Source organism: Echinicola marina (genome assembly GCF_020463795.1).
GTDB classification, from domain to species: domain Bacteria; phylum Bacteroidota; class Bacteroidia; order Cytophagales; family Cyclobacteriaceae; genus Echinicola; species Echinicola marina.
The window spans coordinates 2,045,212-2,062,539 of record NZ_CP080025.1 but is presented as its reverse complement, the minus strand read 5'-3'; the positions used below and the strand labels follow the sequence as shown (position 1 = coordinate 2,062,539).

The 17,328-nt window shown below is 39.5% G+C and carries 16 protein-coding genes; 3 read left to right on the top strand and 13 right to left on the bottom strand.

Going from position 1 to position 17,328, the window contains the following annotated elements:
* Position 1 precedes the first annotated feature (1 nt).
* The 4 genes from KZP23_RS08630 to KZP23_RS08615 all read right to left on the bottom strand — a co-directional run bounded on the left by KZP23_RS08630 (position 2) and on the right by KZP23_RS08615 (position 2,558).
* Positions 2 to 238 (bottom strand): hypothetical protein, encoded by a 237-nt coding sequence (locus KZP23_RS08630; protein WP_226335833.1) that lies wholly within the window; start codon positions 236 to 238, stop codon positions 2 to 4.
* A gap of 127 nt (positions 239 to 365) precedes the next feature.
* Entirely contained in the window at positions 366 to 1,292 is a 927-nt protein-coding gene (locus KZP23_RS08625; RefSeq protein WP_226335831.1) for a sulfotransferase family protein, read from the bottom strand.
* Positions 1,255 to 1,617, bottom strand: coding sequence for a LytTR family DNA-binding domain-containing protein (locus tag KZP23_RS08620; protein ID WP_226335829.1), 363 nt, complete (start codon positions 1,615 to 1,617; stop codon positions 1,255 to 1,257). Before KZP23_RS08620 ends, KZP23_RS08625 begins: the two co-directional genes overlap by 38 nt.
* Before the next feature lie 23 nt (positions 1,618 to 1,640).
* Complete coding sequence (locus KZP23_RS08615) at positions 1,641 to 2,558, bottom strand: IS1595 family transposase (protein ID WP_226332547.1); 918 nt, start codon at positions 2,556 to 2,558, stop codon at positions 1,641 to 1,643.
* A gap of 486 nt (positions 2,559 to 3,044) precedes the next feature.
* Between KZP23_RS08615 and KZP23_RS08610 the strand changes: the two genes are divergently transcribed.
* Positions 3,045 to 5,684 (top strand): thiopeptide-type bacteriocin biosynthesis protein, encoded by a 2,640-nt coding sequence (locus KZP23_RS08610; RefSeq protein ID WP_226335828.1) that lies wholly within the window; start codon positions 3,045 to 3,047, stop codon positions 5,682 to 5,684.
* Here the strand turns inward: KZP23_RS08610 and KZP23_RS08605 are convergent.
* The 6 genes from KZP23_RS08605 to KZP23_RS08580 all read right to left on the bottom strand — a co-directional run bounded on the left by KZP23_RS08605 (position 5,661) and on the right by KZP23_RS08580 (position 10,025).
* Positions 5,661 to 6,374: a LytR/AlgR family response regulator transcription factor gene (locus tag KZP23_RS08605; protein WP_226335827.1), complete on the bottom strand. Its 714-nt coding sequence runs from the start codon at positions 6,372 to 6,374 to the stop codon at positions 5,661 to 5,663. The two genes, KZP23_RS08610 and KZP23_RS08605, sit on opposite strands and share 24 nt — an antisense overlap.
* Entirely contained in the window at positions 6,340 to 7,068 is a 729-nt protein-coding gene (locus KZP23_RS08600; RefSeq protein WP_226335825.1) for a histidine kinase, read from the bottom strand. Before KZP23_RS08600 ends, KZP23_RS08605 begins: the two co-directional genes overlap by 35 nt.
* A 791-nt stretch (positions 7,069 to 7,859) precedes the next feature.
* Positions 7,860 to 8,057 (bottom strand): hypothetical protein, encoded by a 198-nt coding sequence (locus KZP23_RS08595; protein WP_226335824.1) that lies wholly within the window; start codon positions 8,055 to 8,057, stop codon positions 7,860 to 7,862.
* A gap of 566 nt (positions 8,058 to 8,623) precedes the next feature.
* Positions 8,624 to 8,839 carry a hypothetical protein gene (locus KZP23_RS08590; protein ID WP_226335823.1) on the bottom strand — a complete coding sequence of 72 codons (216 nt, stop codon included), beginning with the start codon at positions 8,837 to 8,839 and terminating at the stop codon, positions 8,624 to 8,626.
* Positions 8,827 to 9,276, bottom strand: a complete 450-nt coding sequence (locus KZP23_RS08585; RefSeq protein WP_226335821.1) for a DUF5675 family protein — start codon at positions 9,274 to 9,276, stop codon at positions 8,827 to 8,829. The genes KZP23_RS08590 and KZP23_RS08585 overlap by 13 nt, the downstream gene beginning before the upstream one ends.
* Complete coding sequence (locus KZP23_RS08580; protein WP_226335818.1) at positions 9,273 to 10,025, bottom strand: hypothetical protein; 753 nt, start codon at positions 10,023 to 10,025, stop codon at positions 9,273 to 9,275. Before KZP23_RS08580 ends, KZP23_RS08585 begins: the two co-directional genes overlap by 4 nt.
* Positions 10,026 to 10,904: 879 nt before the next feature.
* On the opposite strand from KZP23_RS08580, the gene KZP23_RS08575 reads away from it, so the two are divergent.
* Both KZP23_RS08575 and KZP23_RS08570 read left to right on the top strand, forming a co-directional pair.
* On the top strand, positions 10,905 to 11,324 hold the full coding sequence (locus KZP23_RS08575; protein ID WP_226335817.1) for a MauE/DoxX family redox-associated membrane protein: 420 nt from the start codon (positions 10,905 to 10,907) through the stop codon (positions 11,322 to 11,324).
* Positions 11,325 to 11,725: 401 nt separating this feature from the next.
* Entirely contained in the window at positions 11,726 to 11,980 is a 255-nt protein-coding gene (locus tag KZP23_RS08570; RefSeq protein ID WP_226335816.1) for a DUF6520 family protein, read from the top strand.
* A gap of 48 nt (positions 11,981 to 12,028) precedes the next feature.
* Here KZP23_RS08570 and KZP23_RS08565 read toward each other — a convergent pair whose 3' ends face one another.
* From KZP23_RS08565 to KZP23_RS08555, 3 genes are all read right to left on the bottom strand, one after another.
* Positions 12,029 to 13,390, bottom strand: a complete 1,362-nt coding sequence (locus tag KZP23_RS08565) for a RagB/SusD family nutrient uptake outer membrane protein (protein ID WP_226335814.1) — start codon at positions 13,388 to 13,390, stop codon at positions 12,029 to 12,031.
* A 453-nt stretch (positions 13,391 to 13,843) separates the two neighbouring features.
* Positions 13,844 to 14,005, bottom strand: coding sequence for a hypothetical protein (locus tag KZP23_RS08560; RefSeq protein WP_226335812.1), 162 nt, complete (start codon positions 14,003 to 14,005; stop codon positions 13,844 to 13,846).
* A gap of 108 nt (positions 14,006 to 14,113) precedes the next feature.
* Entirely contained in the window at positions 14,114 to 17,311 is a 3,198-nt protein-coding gene (locus tag KZP23_RS08555) for a SusC/RagA family TonB-linked outer membrane protein (RefSeq protein WP_226335809.1), read from the bottom strand.
* Between the last annotated feature and the right edge of the window lie 17 nt (positions 17,312 to 17,328).

Genomic DNA, 17,328 nt, shown 5'->3' with positions numbered 1-17,328 from the left:
ATTATTCCTCATGATTACCACAAGAATCTCCCTGGAAATCTCGATCGATTTTTTTATCTTCAGAAAAATACTGTCCAGTTTCATCAGTACAACCAGGGCCATCAAATGCGCAACACATATACCCTGCTCCTCCACCTGTAGTTTGTGCTTCCGCATCAAACGTTTGAAAAACTCCCACTCCCATAGCTGCAACACTAGCAGCCATTACTACTTTTGATAATGTTCTTTTCTTTTTCATTTTAAAAATGGTTTTGATTAAATAATTTATTTATCGATCCTAACCTATTAAATAATCCTATGGAAATGGGAAAGTGTACCTAGATAGCCCGTAAACGTCATACCTAAACTTGTGAATGTAAGTATTATTATAATTTAATTTTACTAGAGACTCTATATGGACTAAAGGCATTATACATCTCTAGTCCAAAGTGATCAAAAATAATTTGGATCCGCTCTTTTTGCCTATAATCAATGGCATCCATATTTTTGTAAAGCTGCATTAAAGGACTGCTGTCTAGTCCATTCAAACTGGTTTCGCTTGCAGCCCTAAAGGGAATCAATGACATTACTTCTGCAATATTTTCGTTAGGAATAACTCTCTCTAAAATAGAACGGATTTGCTTCCGGGGGTCTATGATTAAATCTTCATAATAGATAACTTCTACTAAATCCTTTAAACCAGGGTTTGCTAGCAGGGGCATATTGTTGATACACCAAAGAATGATTTTGTACTCCAAATCATTCTTTGCATTTTTCAGTATTTCCTTTTTTTGCAAAAAACGGACATTATGGATACTTGAAGGAATTTCACCATAGTCGTTTGTTCCCCTTCCAAATGCCTTAAGCTGTGAGAAGCAGGTGTCAATGGGATGTCGCAACAGCAATATGGGCTTATGTCTGAATTTAATATTTTGACAAATCCAAGGAATCAATAAATTGGCCCTGACAAACTTGGTCAAAACGACCTTTCCATTTACTATACCTTCCCATGAATTCTTTCCAATGGTCCATTCGGAATATTTTCGAAGGGACAGTATATCATTGATTAAATCTCCATATTCCTTATACCTATCATCTGATGGAATATAAGGACGATCTCCCCAATTAAATTCTTTTGGCACCACTCCTTTTTCAATATGTAATGGTTCCCAATTTATAATCGCATTGGGTATATGACTTAACAATTCCATCAGCCAAGTGGTACCACTACGCGCTTCCCCAAAAATTACCAGACCATCCTCTGGAAGCAAATTCTTATTCGCTAAAATTGAGCCTATTCGATTCATATTCATTGATTGCTTTTCTTATTACTTTCACTTTTCTGTGGGACATTTGATAGATCAATTGATCATTCATACGGATGGTCCTTTCTTTGAAATGGACCAACTGCACTTTATTAAGGTTAACTATGGTATTTCTATTGATCCTCAAAAAATGACTTGGAAGCCGCCCCTCTATTTCACTCAATGCTTTACTACAGCAAAAGTCCCTGCTCCAAACCGTACGGCAAGTCAATAAATAATCATTTACTTCCAATGAAAGAATAGCATCTATGGGAATTTTCGCTATTTCTAGTTCATTTTTTAAAATAAGGTATTCCATGATTCTATATTTCATTAAAAAAATTATGTGTATCCGTTTTACTGCACGTATGGGTAAGTGCCCGCAATAACGAGCCTTTCAAAGAGTCCTTTGCCAAAATATCTTCGGTTCAATCTGTAAACAAACTCATTTAAATAGTTCTGTAAATATTTATAAGTTATCATGTGATATACCCCCAACAGGGTTCTTTTAAGATTACTGATTGCTTTGTGTACCCATTTTAAGGTGTCGTTTACGGACTCCTTTCCCGATGGAACGGCCAAATGGGTGGCCACCACTTCCTCTATTTTCGAGTAGGCCGTGTTCTTGTCTGTAAACAGTACCACATCCCCTACGGTATTGGCCCGGATAAAGGCATTGACACTCTCGCAGTCCACTTTGTCCATGACCCTCATTTTGAAATAGCCACAGCGCTTTGTTTTCTGCCCGGAATCCAGGTCTTCCAAGGGTACCGATTCGGCCGCCACCGCTACTGCGGTCTGTTTCTGGCTGCCTTTTCCACGTTTAAGCTGACCCAAGATCTGGTTCTCCTGTACGGTTTCCATATAACACTCGTCATATTCAATCATGTCACTGAGGATATAAAGCTCATCTCGTTGTCCCATGGCTGACCGTATCCTGTGCATCAGACGGAAAGTGGTCTCATATCGGCTAAGCCCCAGTTGCCGCTGGAGCTCAAGGCAGGAAAACCCTTTCTTGGTCGCCGACATAAACAGCATGGCCAATAGCCAGATACGGAGCGGAAGCTTGCTGTTTTCCATTACCGTCCCTGATTTAAGAGAAGAACGTCTCCGACAACTGCTGCATTCGAAAAACCTGCCGTTGGCAAACCAATAGTGTCGGGTTATCTTCTCACAGTTTTTGCACCGTATACCGCTTTTCTCACGGTATTTCTTGATGTATTGTTCACAACTTTCCTCATCTGGGAAATGGCCCGTAAATTCTATAAGGTTCATAGCTTTTCTTGTTTTTATGCAAGAAAACAACTATCCTGATACCTTGAAATTTAATGACACGTATTGTCATATTTTATTACGTGCACTCTTACGGATACACATAAAAAAAATTGACTACAGCACAAGTAAAAAAAAATAAGCATGTTATAAAATACCCCAATTGGGGTATTTTTATTCTCAACGAAATGAAATACAATATCGATCACTTAAAAAGCAATAATTAATAAATTTAAATCATATTAAATGGAATTATTTTCTTTCTTATCGAAAGAAAACGTCATATTTCAAAGGTTTATTCAAAAAAGGATTTGATTCCAAGAGTTATTATTGGTTTCACTTCTGCTTTAGGACCATTTCACATAATTCATTCAAGCTGTGAAAACACTTGTCCAACCCTCCAAAAGCTTTGTTTAAAGAAAAGCGTACTTATGGGGTTTTATGGACTATTTTTTATCAATAGACTTAGGAAGCCAAAATAAATGAAATATGGACTTTATTTATCGACTTCCCCTCTTAGATTTTGATATTACTGATGATGGTGAGATTCAAAGGAATTATACCAACATCTTAAAGGCCATCCAATATTCTTCTCCTGAATATTATGAACAAATCAAGCATAAAACTTATGCTGAACTGAACTGTAAGGAAAAACAAACTTTTAATAATTACCTTAAGCGGGGTCGATACCGTCCAATTCCCTTTGGGCATTGGGCAAGTGTCGGTTTAGGAGAATGGAGTGACAATAAAGGACCTTGGATAATCAAAGCTGAAACAGAGACTATCAAACATACAATTTCGGTGAGTAGGAAAAATGAACACTACTGCCTAAGTGCCTCGATTAAGAAAAGTTCCTCTCATTATATCTATTGGTCCATTGATAAAGGCAGTGAACTGTGGGAAGAATACCGGGTTTTACGAAATCCAATAATCGATCAAGTATACAAGTTCAGCATTTCTAATAAGGTTATTGGATTTCAGGACTTCCAATCTTGGTTTATAGATCCTGAGATCGATGAATCAGAAATTCACGAGGTCTGGAAAGGTATAATTGCCACCGGCATGATCATCCCCTATTTATCCATCACCAATCTAAGAAACCGTGAAAAGAGTTCCTTTTTAAACTCTTATACTTCTACAATAGTATGCCAACATCAATCTATTAAAGACGAACTTGATAACATCAGGAAAGAAATGGGTGCAATATTTGATCCTTCTACATCCTTTCTACTTCAGCAATTCAAATCATTATTTCTCCACTATTATGATGATAAAACTGTCCCAATTCAAGTCCTTATCAAACAATGTGATCCAATTATGGAGTATTTAAAAACTGATGTGAGAAGAACAGATGAGATAGATCATCCTACGTTAAAATTGAACAATCGTATAATATCAATTTTTAAACACAGTAGGTCTTTAAAACAAATAGATCTCCATTCAGAAGTTAAGAAAAAAGAAATAGTTGGTGACTATAGTCTAAGTGTTTTGTATAGGCTTGGGTTCAAAAACCAAATCATCATCGATTCCTGTAGTACCAATAAAAATCATTCACTTGTCGGGCGATTTAGTCATCATCAGGTGATAGGCAAGTATTTAAACTCTGAACTAACTCCCATAAGTAGATCAGAAAAAATCATATACGCAGATTTACCATTAATGGAAACTCAAGTAGTGAATAATTTATCTTTCCATAAAAACTATCTTCCTTATACCATTAATTATCTACAGGCCCAGCCCAGTTCAAAAAATGAAATCACCTTAGATCGAATATGTATTTCCATATGGGAGGATGAAGTAATTCTCAGTGACATCAAGACAAGACAAAAAATTGTTCCTATCAGCCAACACGCTATACATCCCCGTCATATTAGCCATCCATTAGGACGACTATTTTGGGAAATAGGCAACCAATACTCCCGGTATTTAACAAGGGATTTTGAGCATATCGGTGAACAACTTTCATTTAGCCCCCGAATCTTATGGAAAAAGATCGTACTCCAACCGGCCCTATGGTGGATAAAAAAAGAAGATTTGCCTGAAAACGCCAAGCAGAAATCGATAAGAAATATTTTGAGCAAGAAAGATGTACCAAGATATATAACTATTGGCGAAGAAGACCAGGAACTTTTAGTAGATACAACTAAACAAGGAGATATCGAATTGATACTGGCTATGATCAACAAATACTCGAAAATTAGATTAAAAGAATGCTTATGGATATATAATTCAACTTATACTTACCAAAATAGAAATCCTCTATACCCTCAATTTTTGGTCAACCTACCGCTAGCAAAATCTACTTTGGGACAAGAAAACTTCTATCTCAATCCTATTAGCGGAGAATACCTTAATAATGTCATCAATATTTATGTCTATATCACTCCAAGACATGCAAGTGAATTTCTCACAGGCACTATTATTCCATTCATTAGAAAGCATTCAGGAGCAAAAAGGTCATTGAAGTGGTATTATTTGGCCTTTAGAGATGAGGCTTTTCATATTCGACTGAGGGTTATATCTAAAAACAAATATTTAAAAAAAGAATTGCTCTATCTTTTATCCGAATCATCCCAAGTAAGCCATTATAAAACAATGCCCTACTATCCTGAAAATCATAAATACGATGCTGATAGTATTGATCACATCCACAAAATAAATCACCTTGAATCAGAATTTTTATGTAGCAATTTCTTTTCTAGAGAAGGTATCATGGCTGCCAAAAAAGAAACAAAACTAAAAATACTGGTTCATATTTTCTTGAGATTAATAAAGGGGCTTAATAAGTATGACGAAATCTTTCAATATTTAAAACGAAAAAACAACGGATCAAAAACTTCAAAATGGCACAGAAACTATTATGATGTGATAAGAACTCTTTCCATACCTATTGAAGAAATGAATTATCTAGAAGAATTCACCAAACCATATCTACTTAACTATAATCAAGCTGATTATAATCTAAATCAAAAATCCATAAAAGTACTATTCCACCATATACATATGATGGTCAACAGAACATTTCTTGATGAAGCCAATACTTATGAGCCTCTGATTTACTATTTGCTCTATAGAGAGCTCGGAGCTCTAGTCTATAAAAACAGGTTAGGGAATATTATCAAAAAATAAAGCTTGCACATTTTGCCTATATAGTAAACCTATTGGCAGTTTAACTCCTTTATCCAATAAAATGGCATCGGGTTGCTTTCCCAATACCTTATGACCATTTACAATATGCGACCGATGAATCCTTACAAAACCATGATTCCTTAAATGCTCTTCATAAAATGATAAAGGCAGGGAAGAAAGGTGCTTGGACTTTTTCGTTATAATCTCCGTATAACTATGACTACCCTTGAGGTAAAGAATTGATTTTATCTTTACCTTGATGTACTTTCCCCTTTGGACCTGAACGACCAGATCCTTAGGTTTAGTAGATTCTGCCGCCTTCTTTAAACTCCTCAAACTCTTATTAAGCGCCTTTCTATATCGGCTTAAAGAAAATGGCTTATAGAGAAAGTCGACTGCTTCTAACTCTATACTATCGAATGCATATTCCTTAAACGCACTTATTAAAATCGTGGGAATTTGAAATTCACGTGTATCTTCTAGCAAGGCCAGACCACTATAAGAGGGCATGCAAACATCCATTACCAAAATATCAGGCTTTTCTTTTTTAAGGAACCCATTAACCAAATGAGGATCCTGAATCCTAAAGGACAATTCGAAATGAGGAAGTCCATCGGTATAATTCTCCAAAATATCCAATGATGAAGGATCATCATCAATTATTCCAATTTTCTTTATTTGTTGCATCATGTCTAATGTTTATCCTAAAAATGAAGGTGCTTGTATCAGCATCTGTATTTTTATGAAAACTTACCTTATCTTTATAATAATATTTTAGAATCTCTTTTGAATATTCCGTACCAATACCCAATGTTTCTTTTGATATTCTATTTGATTTGATGGTATTTTTGAACTCCAAACGATAATCATAGCTTCCTTCCGATGATTTCTTTTGAATGGTGTAAAAATGAATAAGGCCAGGGGCATCAAGATGATTGATTACACCATGCTGGAACATATTATCCACCAATGTAACCAGGATCATAGCCGGAATCTGAAAAACCTTAGCTTGGTATTTTGGGATATCATTTATAAGATCAACAAACTGTGAATCATTATATCTGAATTTTTGTAGTTCAAGATACCGTGAAATGTGTTTAATCTCTTTTGATAGAGATACATTTCCTTCTCTATACTTTAGTCCATATCTTAAAAGTGTTGCCAATTGGAGTATAATTGTTGGTTGAAAGGAATTGGGCTTTGAAGATAAAGCTCCATAAATAGCAGTAAGTGTATTTAATAAAAAATGAGGCGACAGTTGGTTTTTCAGCATTTGTATTTCGACTTTCAACAGTCTTATTTGTGCTTCTATGGTTGAAACAAAATACCAATAGCCAAAACCATACAGACCAAAATGGATCATTCTCCATGATTCGGCAATCATATACTTGTATCCGTTCTCATAAGGAAAGGATACAAGGATCCCTTTTAAGACTATAAATTTAATGGATAAATAAATCAATAAAAAAAACGGGGTTTCCAGTATTAGCCTGCTCCAATTTTTTTTATTAATAAGAGGAAAAAACCTTAGGGAAAACCAATAAAAAATCAGGGTAATAGTAATACAGTTGATCAAAATATGAAGTAGATCCAATTTTATAGCACCATCAAAAAAGTAACTGGAAACAATATCATATAAAAAATATATCGCCCATACCACTATATGTGTAGAGAGAATTCTTCTTTTTATTTTTAACTGGTCAAAAAGTAATTTCAGCCCTTTAAACATCTCATTAACAGATTATTTTTTTTTGTTAAAATCCCTTTAAATAGATTCCCGTCGTATCAAATCAAATTCAATATGTTTACAAAAAATGATTTAAAAGATTTTGTGATTCACAGAAGTAAACAACAAAATCTCAGGAAAAAAAGGGTAGAGTCAGCGGAAGGGACAAAAAAACAGGAATCCATGAGTGCTTCCCGTGAATGTAGAACCACTGCAACATTTGGAGGTCCCTAATGCGCTCTTTTGTTATTTTAGGTATTAAGAGTTTTTTGCTTTTTTATTAAATAGCTTACCGTAAAAGGCATTTTAATGGGGTAAGCCACATTATAATTAATTTAACAAAATTGGATAAAACAATAACACCGGATCGTAATTCCGGTTGGGTCATAAGGAATCCCAGTAAAAATCATGCAGGAAGTGCAGTTTAATACTTCCTGCTTTTTATGTTATTACTGAATGTATTCCAATACCTTATCCACAGGGATACCATGAAAGCTTGCATATTCTTCAAAGGTCACCACTTGGTGGCTATTTTTATTAAAATAATCTTTAATCTTTGAAAGAATACTGTAAGCATAGCTCTTGCTTCTTCCAGTGATGAACATGATATCCTGGGCGTATATTACACTACGCTCCGTTTTTTTCATTAAAAATAATTATAGGAATATTCATTAAAAATATTTTTGTAGTACAGCTACACAGCAAAATGGGCGGTGCAAGACCGCAAGGGAATAGACAGTTTTTTTTCATCTTCCTAAAAATTAAATAGTACTTTCTTCATGTATCACAGGTTAATTACTTGCAATACTAGTATTAATATAAGTATTAAAATTTATTTATGTTAACAAATTGTCAACTACAAGAGTATTATCATCGAACTGTTATAATGTTTAATCGGTTAATCACCTTCTAATACCGGGCATTCCAAGTACTCCTTATTTTAGATTGCAAATTTGGTAATCGGGAAGCATAGAGGCACAGCCTAAATTTTAATAATCCCATCAGTCATGGCGGGATCGGGATAACGGGGGAATTTGGCTTGTGAATTGAATTCTGGAATTTGGCATTACAAATACCTGTTATTTATGGATCCAGATTACAAATCTGGACCAGCGGGTTCTTCGACAAGCCTAGCTCTCGGTCAAGAATCCTAAGGAAATTTAAGAAGCAAAGGAGACCTCCCTTGCTTCTGTATCCATAGTAAACTCTCCAGTCATTCTTCTGATTTTATTTGTTTGAGCTGGGAGTCTAGCCACTCGCGGATGTTTTGCTGCTCTGCTTTAAGCCATAAAAACATATCGCGGAGTTCCAACTGGTCACGTTTCATTTGTCTGATTTCCTGGACCAATAGCTTTAACAAGTAGGTAATCACCGATAATAGGAAAGAAACCACCGCTTCAGATAATCCTGGAAGGACTAATTGATCCATGCTATTTTTCTTTGATACTGTGACAAATTCAAAGCCTTGTCCGGAGAACTTCTGATCTCCAAAAAGACTTCTTCTTGATTCATGGCCTGATAGAGGAGCTCTTTGATTTTTTCAAAAAGATGCTTGGACTGTATCCCTTTGTATTCTCCTATGGCCCGCTTTACTGGAGCTATATTTCCTGGAGAAAGTTTTTTGATATCCGTGGCTGGGAGGATTGAAACGTGCTCCCTACCTGGAACATTTTTCAGACGAATATGCCAGCCTTTAGAGGATTCAAATTCTTTCTCCAAAAGGTATAGTCCTTCAGGAATACAGGAAGTCTGTGGGTTGTTCCTGTGCCATGGCCATTCAATACTACGGCCTACCTTAAATCCTTCAATGGTGAGGGTACCAATGGTACCCCCAGGCCAATATTCACGATCCAAATGAAGAATCATGTTCCCTCCTCTGTAAGAATGATCGCTGCACCATTGTGTGCCCCGTTGTTCAAGGTGTAGGTTTTACCATTGGTCTCCTGCAGAAACTCAATACCCAAAGCATAAAAATGATCAGCACCGGCCAATTGATTTTTGTCCACAGTAAGTATGAGGTCTGCCACCTCATCTTCACCGATACTGTACTCTGCGCTACTTACCACTGCAGATTGTTTGGTCTGATCGGTAAAATTAGCACTGGCGGCGACCATAAACATTTTAAAATGTGTAGCTCCATCAGGTCTAGCCAAGTACCTGTTAGGCACAAATGGATTAAAGGTAACGACCAGTTGAGCACCATTATCCTGCACGGTATGATCGGCAAATACCAGCGATTCAAATACCGATGCTGAACTGAACTGAAATCCAGTAAAAAGGGAGATATCCCCGTCTTCCACTTTCCTCTCTCCTCTGTCCGAAACGAGGTCCGTCTTCAATACCTTGATCGTCTGACTGTAAATCCTGTTATGCGTTCTCGCATCCCTTGCCTTAGCAACGATTTCCTGAAAAGCTCTTTTAAGAAGTTTTGCAGCAGTAGCTGCTCTAGCAAATTCCGCAAGATTTTCACGAGTCCGCTGAAACTTTGCGTCTTTCATGATCCGCTCTTTTGGAATCCCTCCTTTTTGTCTGGCATTATAGCCATTTCTTCCTTTGTAGAAGGTCACATCCCCGATGGTTCCTTCCAATTTGATAAAACTAGATTGTCTTGCCATAATGTATGGTTTTTTAGTTAAACATATGGGCAAGATGTGACAGAGAAGAATGGGAAGAAATCGAAAGTGGACTATGTGGAAAATAAGGAAAATTAGGAATTGTTGAACTGTTGGATTGTAGAACTGTAAAACTGGGAGAATTGGGAATGAGGAATTGTCGGGCATTTCAAATGCCCTTTATTGATGGGTCCAGATTGCAAATCTGGACCAGCGTGGCAATGAAAGAGTGGATTTTGTAAACAAATTAACATTTATAAGAAACGAAAGCCATCCATTTACTTCCCTCAAACGATTCGCGCATGGTAAGGAAATCATTAACAATAAAAACTCTCCATACTTTTTGGTCCCTAGATGCAAGTGAATATACAGTTGAAAAATTTAGACCAGTTTGGGAGGCACAGGCTCAATTTTAATGATCCTGCAACTCAGCTAGCGGGATAATGGGTAAGCATAGAAAAATGGAATTATGATTTTACACATAACTCAGCTCTGAAAATTGTACTTTTTGTTAAAATCATTGACCGAGGGGTCAGCCTATCCCCAGCTTTGCCCCGGCTTTGATGCAGCTTTGCCCTAGATTTGATGTAGGGATAGTGTAGAATTGTCGAACTGTAGGATTGAGAATGGGAACTTGACATTTTTTAAGGAGAAATTGGTTAATTGTCGAAGGAGAATGGTATTGCAAATGACTATCGTTTATGCATGGAGATTGGAAATTGGGATCAGCAATAAATCAGCGCTAACCGTAACATTTAAGCTTAAAAAAGCTTAACCGGTTAAAGCCCTGTTTCAACCCTTTAAAAGGCTCATTCAGCTATTTTTTTTGATAACCCCGGATTAGAAAAGTATGTTTGGCAGTAAACTAAATCTCGTGTCAACATGCAATTATATTTTTCTAAATCCAATTTTTATATGGTCACTGTAATTCTATTTATCCTTCTTTGGGCATATACGGGTATGGAAAAGCTAGTGGGATATAATGGCTTTCTACAGGCCATGCAAAATCAGACCATTCCCCTAGCTTGGGCAAGGAAACTGGCCTATATTATTCTAATCGTGGAACTCGTATTGACGCTGATGCTGATGGTACGAAATACTAGAAAGCTAGGACTATTGCTTTCAACCCTTCTTATAACGGTCTTCACTACTTATATCGGTTTGGTCTGGATAGGAGCCTTTCCTCGTGTGCCATGTTCCTGTGCAGGATTTATCGAATCTATGAGCTGGGAGGGGCATTTTTTGTTTAATGTAGGATTTATTGTCTTGGGGGTGTTTGGAGTGATGGCGAGTAAGACTTGATATGTGAAACTTGAAATGCTTAGCTGAGTCCGAGTCTCAAATTTAAAAAGTCCTGCAATGAAACTGACAAGACAACGAGCATGATGACTAGATTATGAAAAATGGATGAAGTAATTTAAATCAGTCTTGGGCATTGCAAATGCCTTTTATAAGTAAGTCTGGATTATAAATCCAGAATAGGAAAGTGAGTAGGAGACTTAAATTAAAAGTCCCGTCCGCCAAGGCGGAATCGGGACAAGGGTTTGAAAATATACTGCCCGATTCCATGACACGGGTAAACTAGGTGGAATCTGTACCTGTGCCTGGCAGCGAAAAGGAGGATGCTGAAAATCCTGAAAAGAGTAGGCAAAGCAACCATAAACGTTAAGGGATTTTGATGGTTAAAAATCCCGATTTCAATTATGAATAAATTCGTGAAAAAACTCCCAATATTAGCATTTCTTTTGGGTGCTGTAGGGGCTTTTGCTTTCAATACATCTTCTCCGGTAAGTGAAGAAATTTGGGGAGAGGATGAAAACGGCTGGCATAATGTGACGGAGCTCGAGTACGGTAAAGATTATCAATGCAATGCTTCCACTGAACAGTGTCTTTATGATGATGTGGATGGAAACCCCATCCCCAACGAAACAGGTACTTTTGAATTGTTGAATCCATAATCAGTATGCGATCACAGTGCGGAGAGAAGTCTCCGCACTGTTATTTATTCATCGTAGATTCTGCAACAGTCCTGCCAAATCCACTTCATCGGGCGGGATCGGCAATACATACTTATTGCTTTCTGCTTCCAAGACATAATCAGTCCCGTCCAATTCCCTTACGATATCTTTTTTCCGATCGGGATCCTTGTTCAAACGTCTTAAATCCATCCAGCGAAGACCACGGAAGACCATCTCCTTTCTCCGTTCTTTCAGAACAATTCCCAATGCCTGATCCCGATCCATTGCAGTGAATGGGACAAATTTCCCAGCCTCCCATCTGGTCAACAAATAGGAATTCAGCACCTCCAGACCTTTCCCATAATCCCCTTCTCTTATCAGACATTCGGATAAAGTAAGGTAAATTTCCGGTACCGATACTCCGGAAAATACACGGTAATTCCCTGTATAACTCCCCCTGAAAGTAACGTTCCCGTCTGAGCTTATATCGAAAAAAACATCTTTCCTTAAGTCGCCATCCAGATAAAGATTATACAAGGTACTATCAACCCAGGTGGAAGAGGAGGTTAAAAAAGAGTATTCAAGAAAATCCGCCTGAAAAACCACTTCTTCATTGAATAAATCAAAAGGATAGTACCTCTGACCATCCAAATCACTGAAATCGATCAAATTACTATTCAGAGCCAAAGCCTTTTCTGCATAATCTTTTGCTGACTTATAATCTCCCATAGCCAAATAAACTCGTGACAACAAGCCTAGACCTGCTGTCTTGGAAGGCCTTGTCTTAAAAGGAACTTCTTCCGGAAGGTTGTCTATGGCTATTTTCAGATCTTCCAAAATTTTCATATAAACTTTATCTACCATACTCCTTTTGGGCCGATTGTTCAGATTGGAAGATAACCTTAATGGGACCCCAAGATCGGTAGATGCGGTCTCCTTGGAATATGGGCCTGCAAAAAGCTGGATTAAGTTGAAATAGGCATGGGCCCGAAAAAACAGGGCACTACCCTCAATGGCCTTTGATTCCGTTTCTCCCTCGCCGATCTCCTGGAGTATTTCCAAAACCACATTGCTATAAAAGATCTGCTGATAGGAATAGTACCAATCCAGAGAGTGGGTTTCTCCGCTATACAGATCATCCATCCAAATGTATGCGTTTCTTTCTACCGGACTGCGATATGCATTCCAGCCATTTTGGTCTGTAAATAAATCATCAGAACTCAAAAGCCCCAAGGCTGGAGAAGAATTCATAACAAGACTATTGTCCAACAGTGCCCAAAGGTCTTTTAAGGTTTTAGGTTCTACCAGGTCCTTGCTTGGCTTCTCATCCAAAAAGGATTCGCAGGAAGACAAGAGATGAATGATGCTGATGATCATGATAGTGAATATGAGTTTGATTGTATGTTTCATTTTTTAATTAGACTTTAGATTTGAGGTATTAGACATGAGAATTATTTTCGGTAGTAAGGCCGTATCGTATCCGTCATTGCTATTATGGTTTCCGTGTCAATTAATTACCCCCTAAATCCCCCTTGAGGGGGACTTCTTGGTATCGTAACCAAAATCGGTTCTTCCCCCTTCAGTGGGAGGTTAGGAGGAGGTAAATTCTTTCTTCTTTACTCTTTCTTCTAAAAAGAAGTCCCCGTTTCCCGTATGGAAACATGTCCCGCTGTTTATTAAGATGATGTATGATCACATATGAAGAAAGTACGCGGTAAGGGACTCGTTGATAGTATTGAGTATTGAGTCGTGAGACTTGAGACTAGATTACGGCAGCGAGATCATATCGTCTCCGTCATTGCGAAGGATCTGCCCTGTCTGACGCCAGGCAGGCGTGGCGGAGACTGTGGCAATCCTATTTCTTTAATACCATTCATTGTTTTTTAGATTCTTCACTGCGTTCAGAATGACATCGAATTGTGGACTTGGAACAGCACGTGTACTCGCCTCCGAAATCAAGTCTTTCCTCTTTCCTCCTTCCTCTTTACTCCTTATTCTTTTCTCTATAATTCTTTCTACTATCATCTTAATTCTTAGATAAAACAAGCCCCGCCCACCAAGATTCGCCTTTAATAATCAATCCGGTTAGAATTAAACATGAAATACGGCGGACGGAGCTATGTCTTTAATGTGTTAGAAATCTATTTTTATACCCAAAGCCATGCTCCTTAATGGTTTTGCTGTTCTGAAATCGGGATCCATGGGATCTTCTTTGGCAGCTTTCCAGATGATGCCAAGGTTATTAGCATATATGAACAGCTCGGCATTGTTGAAGGGCAGGAAGTTTTGTTTATCCTGGACAAATCGATATCCTAGCCTGACATCCTTTAGTCTGATATGATCTCCTTTCTCGACCAGAATATCAGAAAACTGGTAGAAGGTCCTTCTGTTCGCATCCCTGGAATCGGGCATGGAAGGGATCTGGGTCATGGATTCATCTCCAGGCCTCAGCCACCTCCGGTCATAATCCCCATGCGTGATCTGTCCCGAAAGTAAATTATAGTAGCTTACTGATGAGCGCCTATAATAATAGCCCAATCTGTAGCTTATGTTAACCGATAATGAAAAGCCTCCATAAGAAAAGGTGTTCCTCAGCCCCCCAAATACCGTAGGGCGAGCGGGACCATTATAATGAATGTTCTCTGCGGTGGTATTGTCGATTATGGCATTATAATCCTTACTTTCCTCACCGTCCAGATAGCCCATGGGCTCTCCCGTATCTGGGTCCAGGCCTGCCCAGGGATAACTATAAAGCGCAAACAAGGGGCGGCCTTCCAAGGGATAAACACTTCCTGCCCCATTCAGCATGTAGGATCGGACAGAAGCCCTTGCCGTATAATCCGTTACCTTCTCTTTCAGGGCACTGAACAGCAATTGGGTATCCCACTGCAACTTCTTGCCAAGATTTTTTGAATTCAAAATAAAATCTACCCCGGAAGTGGTGGTGCCGGCATAATTGCCCCTGAAATCTATCCAGCCTGTGGATGAGGGAATGGCCGTGTCCCCAATCAGATCCTTTCCGGATTTTTTATAAAACTCCAAGCTTCCCGAGAGTATATTGTTTTTTGTCTCGAAATCCAGTCCCAAATTCCAGACCGCTATCTTTTCCCAGCGCAGTTCGGGGTTGGGCGGATTGACGATCACCCCATAAGGGTTTCCTGGGATAATTGCCCTTACTCCACCTACTGTATAAAAAGCGGTTGTTCGTGCGGAGACCGAGCGGTCCATATTACCATTATAGCCGAAGGTACTTCTTAACCTGAGGAAAGGCAGGAATCCACTATGGAAAAATTCCTCCTCGCTGATCAGCCAGCTTCCTCCAAGGGACCATAATGGGACCCACTTTTGATTGGTATCGACCCCAAAAAGGTTGGAAGCATCACGCCTTACACTTGCTGATAGAATATATTTCCCTTTATAAGTATAGGCACTGTTGAAAAACGCGCTGAGGTAATGGTCATTTCTTTCAAAATGTCCGTCGCTATTGGGAATGGAAGCAGAGCGGTTGTTATGGAATCTGGTAAACCGTGTTATATAATCCACAGGTACGCTGATACCGAGCACATCATCATACCCATAAAAGCGCGTGGAAGTCCCTGCTGTCCTGTAATCCTTGAGCTCATAACCTGCTATCGCCGACAGCTCGTTCCGGCCGGCCCACTTATGGTGGTAATCCGCCTGGAACCGGACATTATGACTATTGGATGTCACAAAGGAGCGGTCAAGAATCCCCCCATCGGGGATGGCTCGGTACAATAATACATCTTCTTCTACCTGTGTAAACTGGTTGATCAGGTTACGGGTGGAAAACAGTTTTTGGGGACTGAAGTCACTACTTTCCCCATTGGCCTGCCAGTACTGGTAACTTGTACTAAGTGACAGGCTTGGTGAGAGGTCGTATTCCATGGAGAGGTTTGCCCTTAGATCACGGTCACTGGACTGCTTCCTGTCCAGACCGATTTCTTCAAGAGGTGTATAGGTCCAATCCAATAATCCACTGCCTTCGATACTCCGGATAAAGCGATCACTGAAACCTGCATATATCCGCTGTGGGCGGTCATTACTATCCACCAAGGATTCATAGGGATAGGGATCAGGAAGAGATGTGTCCGAGCTCTCTGAGGTCCCCACATAATACAGGCTCGCGTTAAGCTTAAGATTATCATCCATGGCCTTCCACTGGTGCGTGAGGTTAAAGGTATATCTATTCTGCATGTCCCCGATTACCTGACCAAAGGCCTGATCATAACCTCCACTAACCACATACCTATGGCGACTGCTTCCCCCCGAGACATTGAGTGCATACTGCTGCCGAAAGGTGTTCTTGTAATAGAACCTTTCGAGGTCATTCCTGATATCATTTTGTTTAAAAGCCGCGATCCTGTCTTCCCCCTCCTGATTGCTCATCATCCCATCCCTCATGGCGATCAGTGTCTCCACCACCGGGGACAACATCGTCTTGTTTCTGGAAGTCTCGGCACTCTGGTAATAGCCCTGATCGAAGAGCATACGTTCGGTTTCTATAAAATCTCCCATGTCCATTTGGGGGATATAATGAAGGTCTCTTTTTTCGCCAATTTCCATATTGGCCGTAAAGCCTACCTGCATACCTTGGTCAAAGCTGCCTCTTTTGGTGGTGATGACGATGACCCCGTTTCCTGCCCGGGCACCCCAGATGGAAGCGGCTGCGGCATCTTTAAGGACAGTGATACTGGCCACGTCATTTGGGTTGATATTCTCTAAGGGCCCATCATATGGGAAATTATCGATAATGATCAAAGGCGTAGCATTGGCGAACAAGGTACTTCTACCCCTGATGCTGATCCGGTCTTCCGGGGGACCGGTCCGGTTATAGATGAGCCCTGAGGTGATGTCCTCCATCCTGTCCAATAGCGTCATCCCCGGATTGCGCAAGAGCAGCTTTTCATCCAGATAGCTGAAAGATCCGGTGGCCCGCTCCCGTGGAACCTTCTGGTACCCCGTGGATAGTACCTCTACCTGCTCCAGGTCCAAGCCATCCTCCCGCATGGTGATGGTAATAGGGGAATCCGAAGGAACGGTAATTTTCCTGCTTACCTTTTGGAAGCCCAGAAAATGTACGGTGATGGTATACTGCCCCGGCTTTAAGGCCAGCTGAAAGCCTCCGTCCTCACCGGTAACGGTGCCTTGGGAGGAACCTTCCATGCTTACTGTGGCACCGGGCATGGGCTCATTTTCTACTGTAAAAACCCGCCCTTCCAGGCGGTACCTTAGTGTATCCCCATCCGTCTGTCCCATCATCTGTATGGGAAGCAGGCAGGCATAAAGTAAAAAGGGTATAATTCGTTTCATGTGTCAGGGTTTTAAAA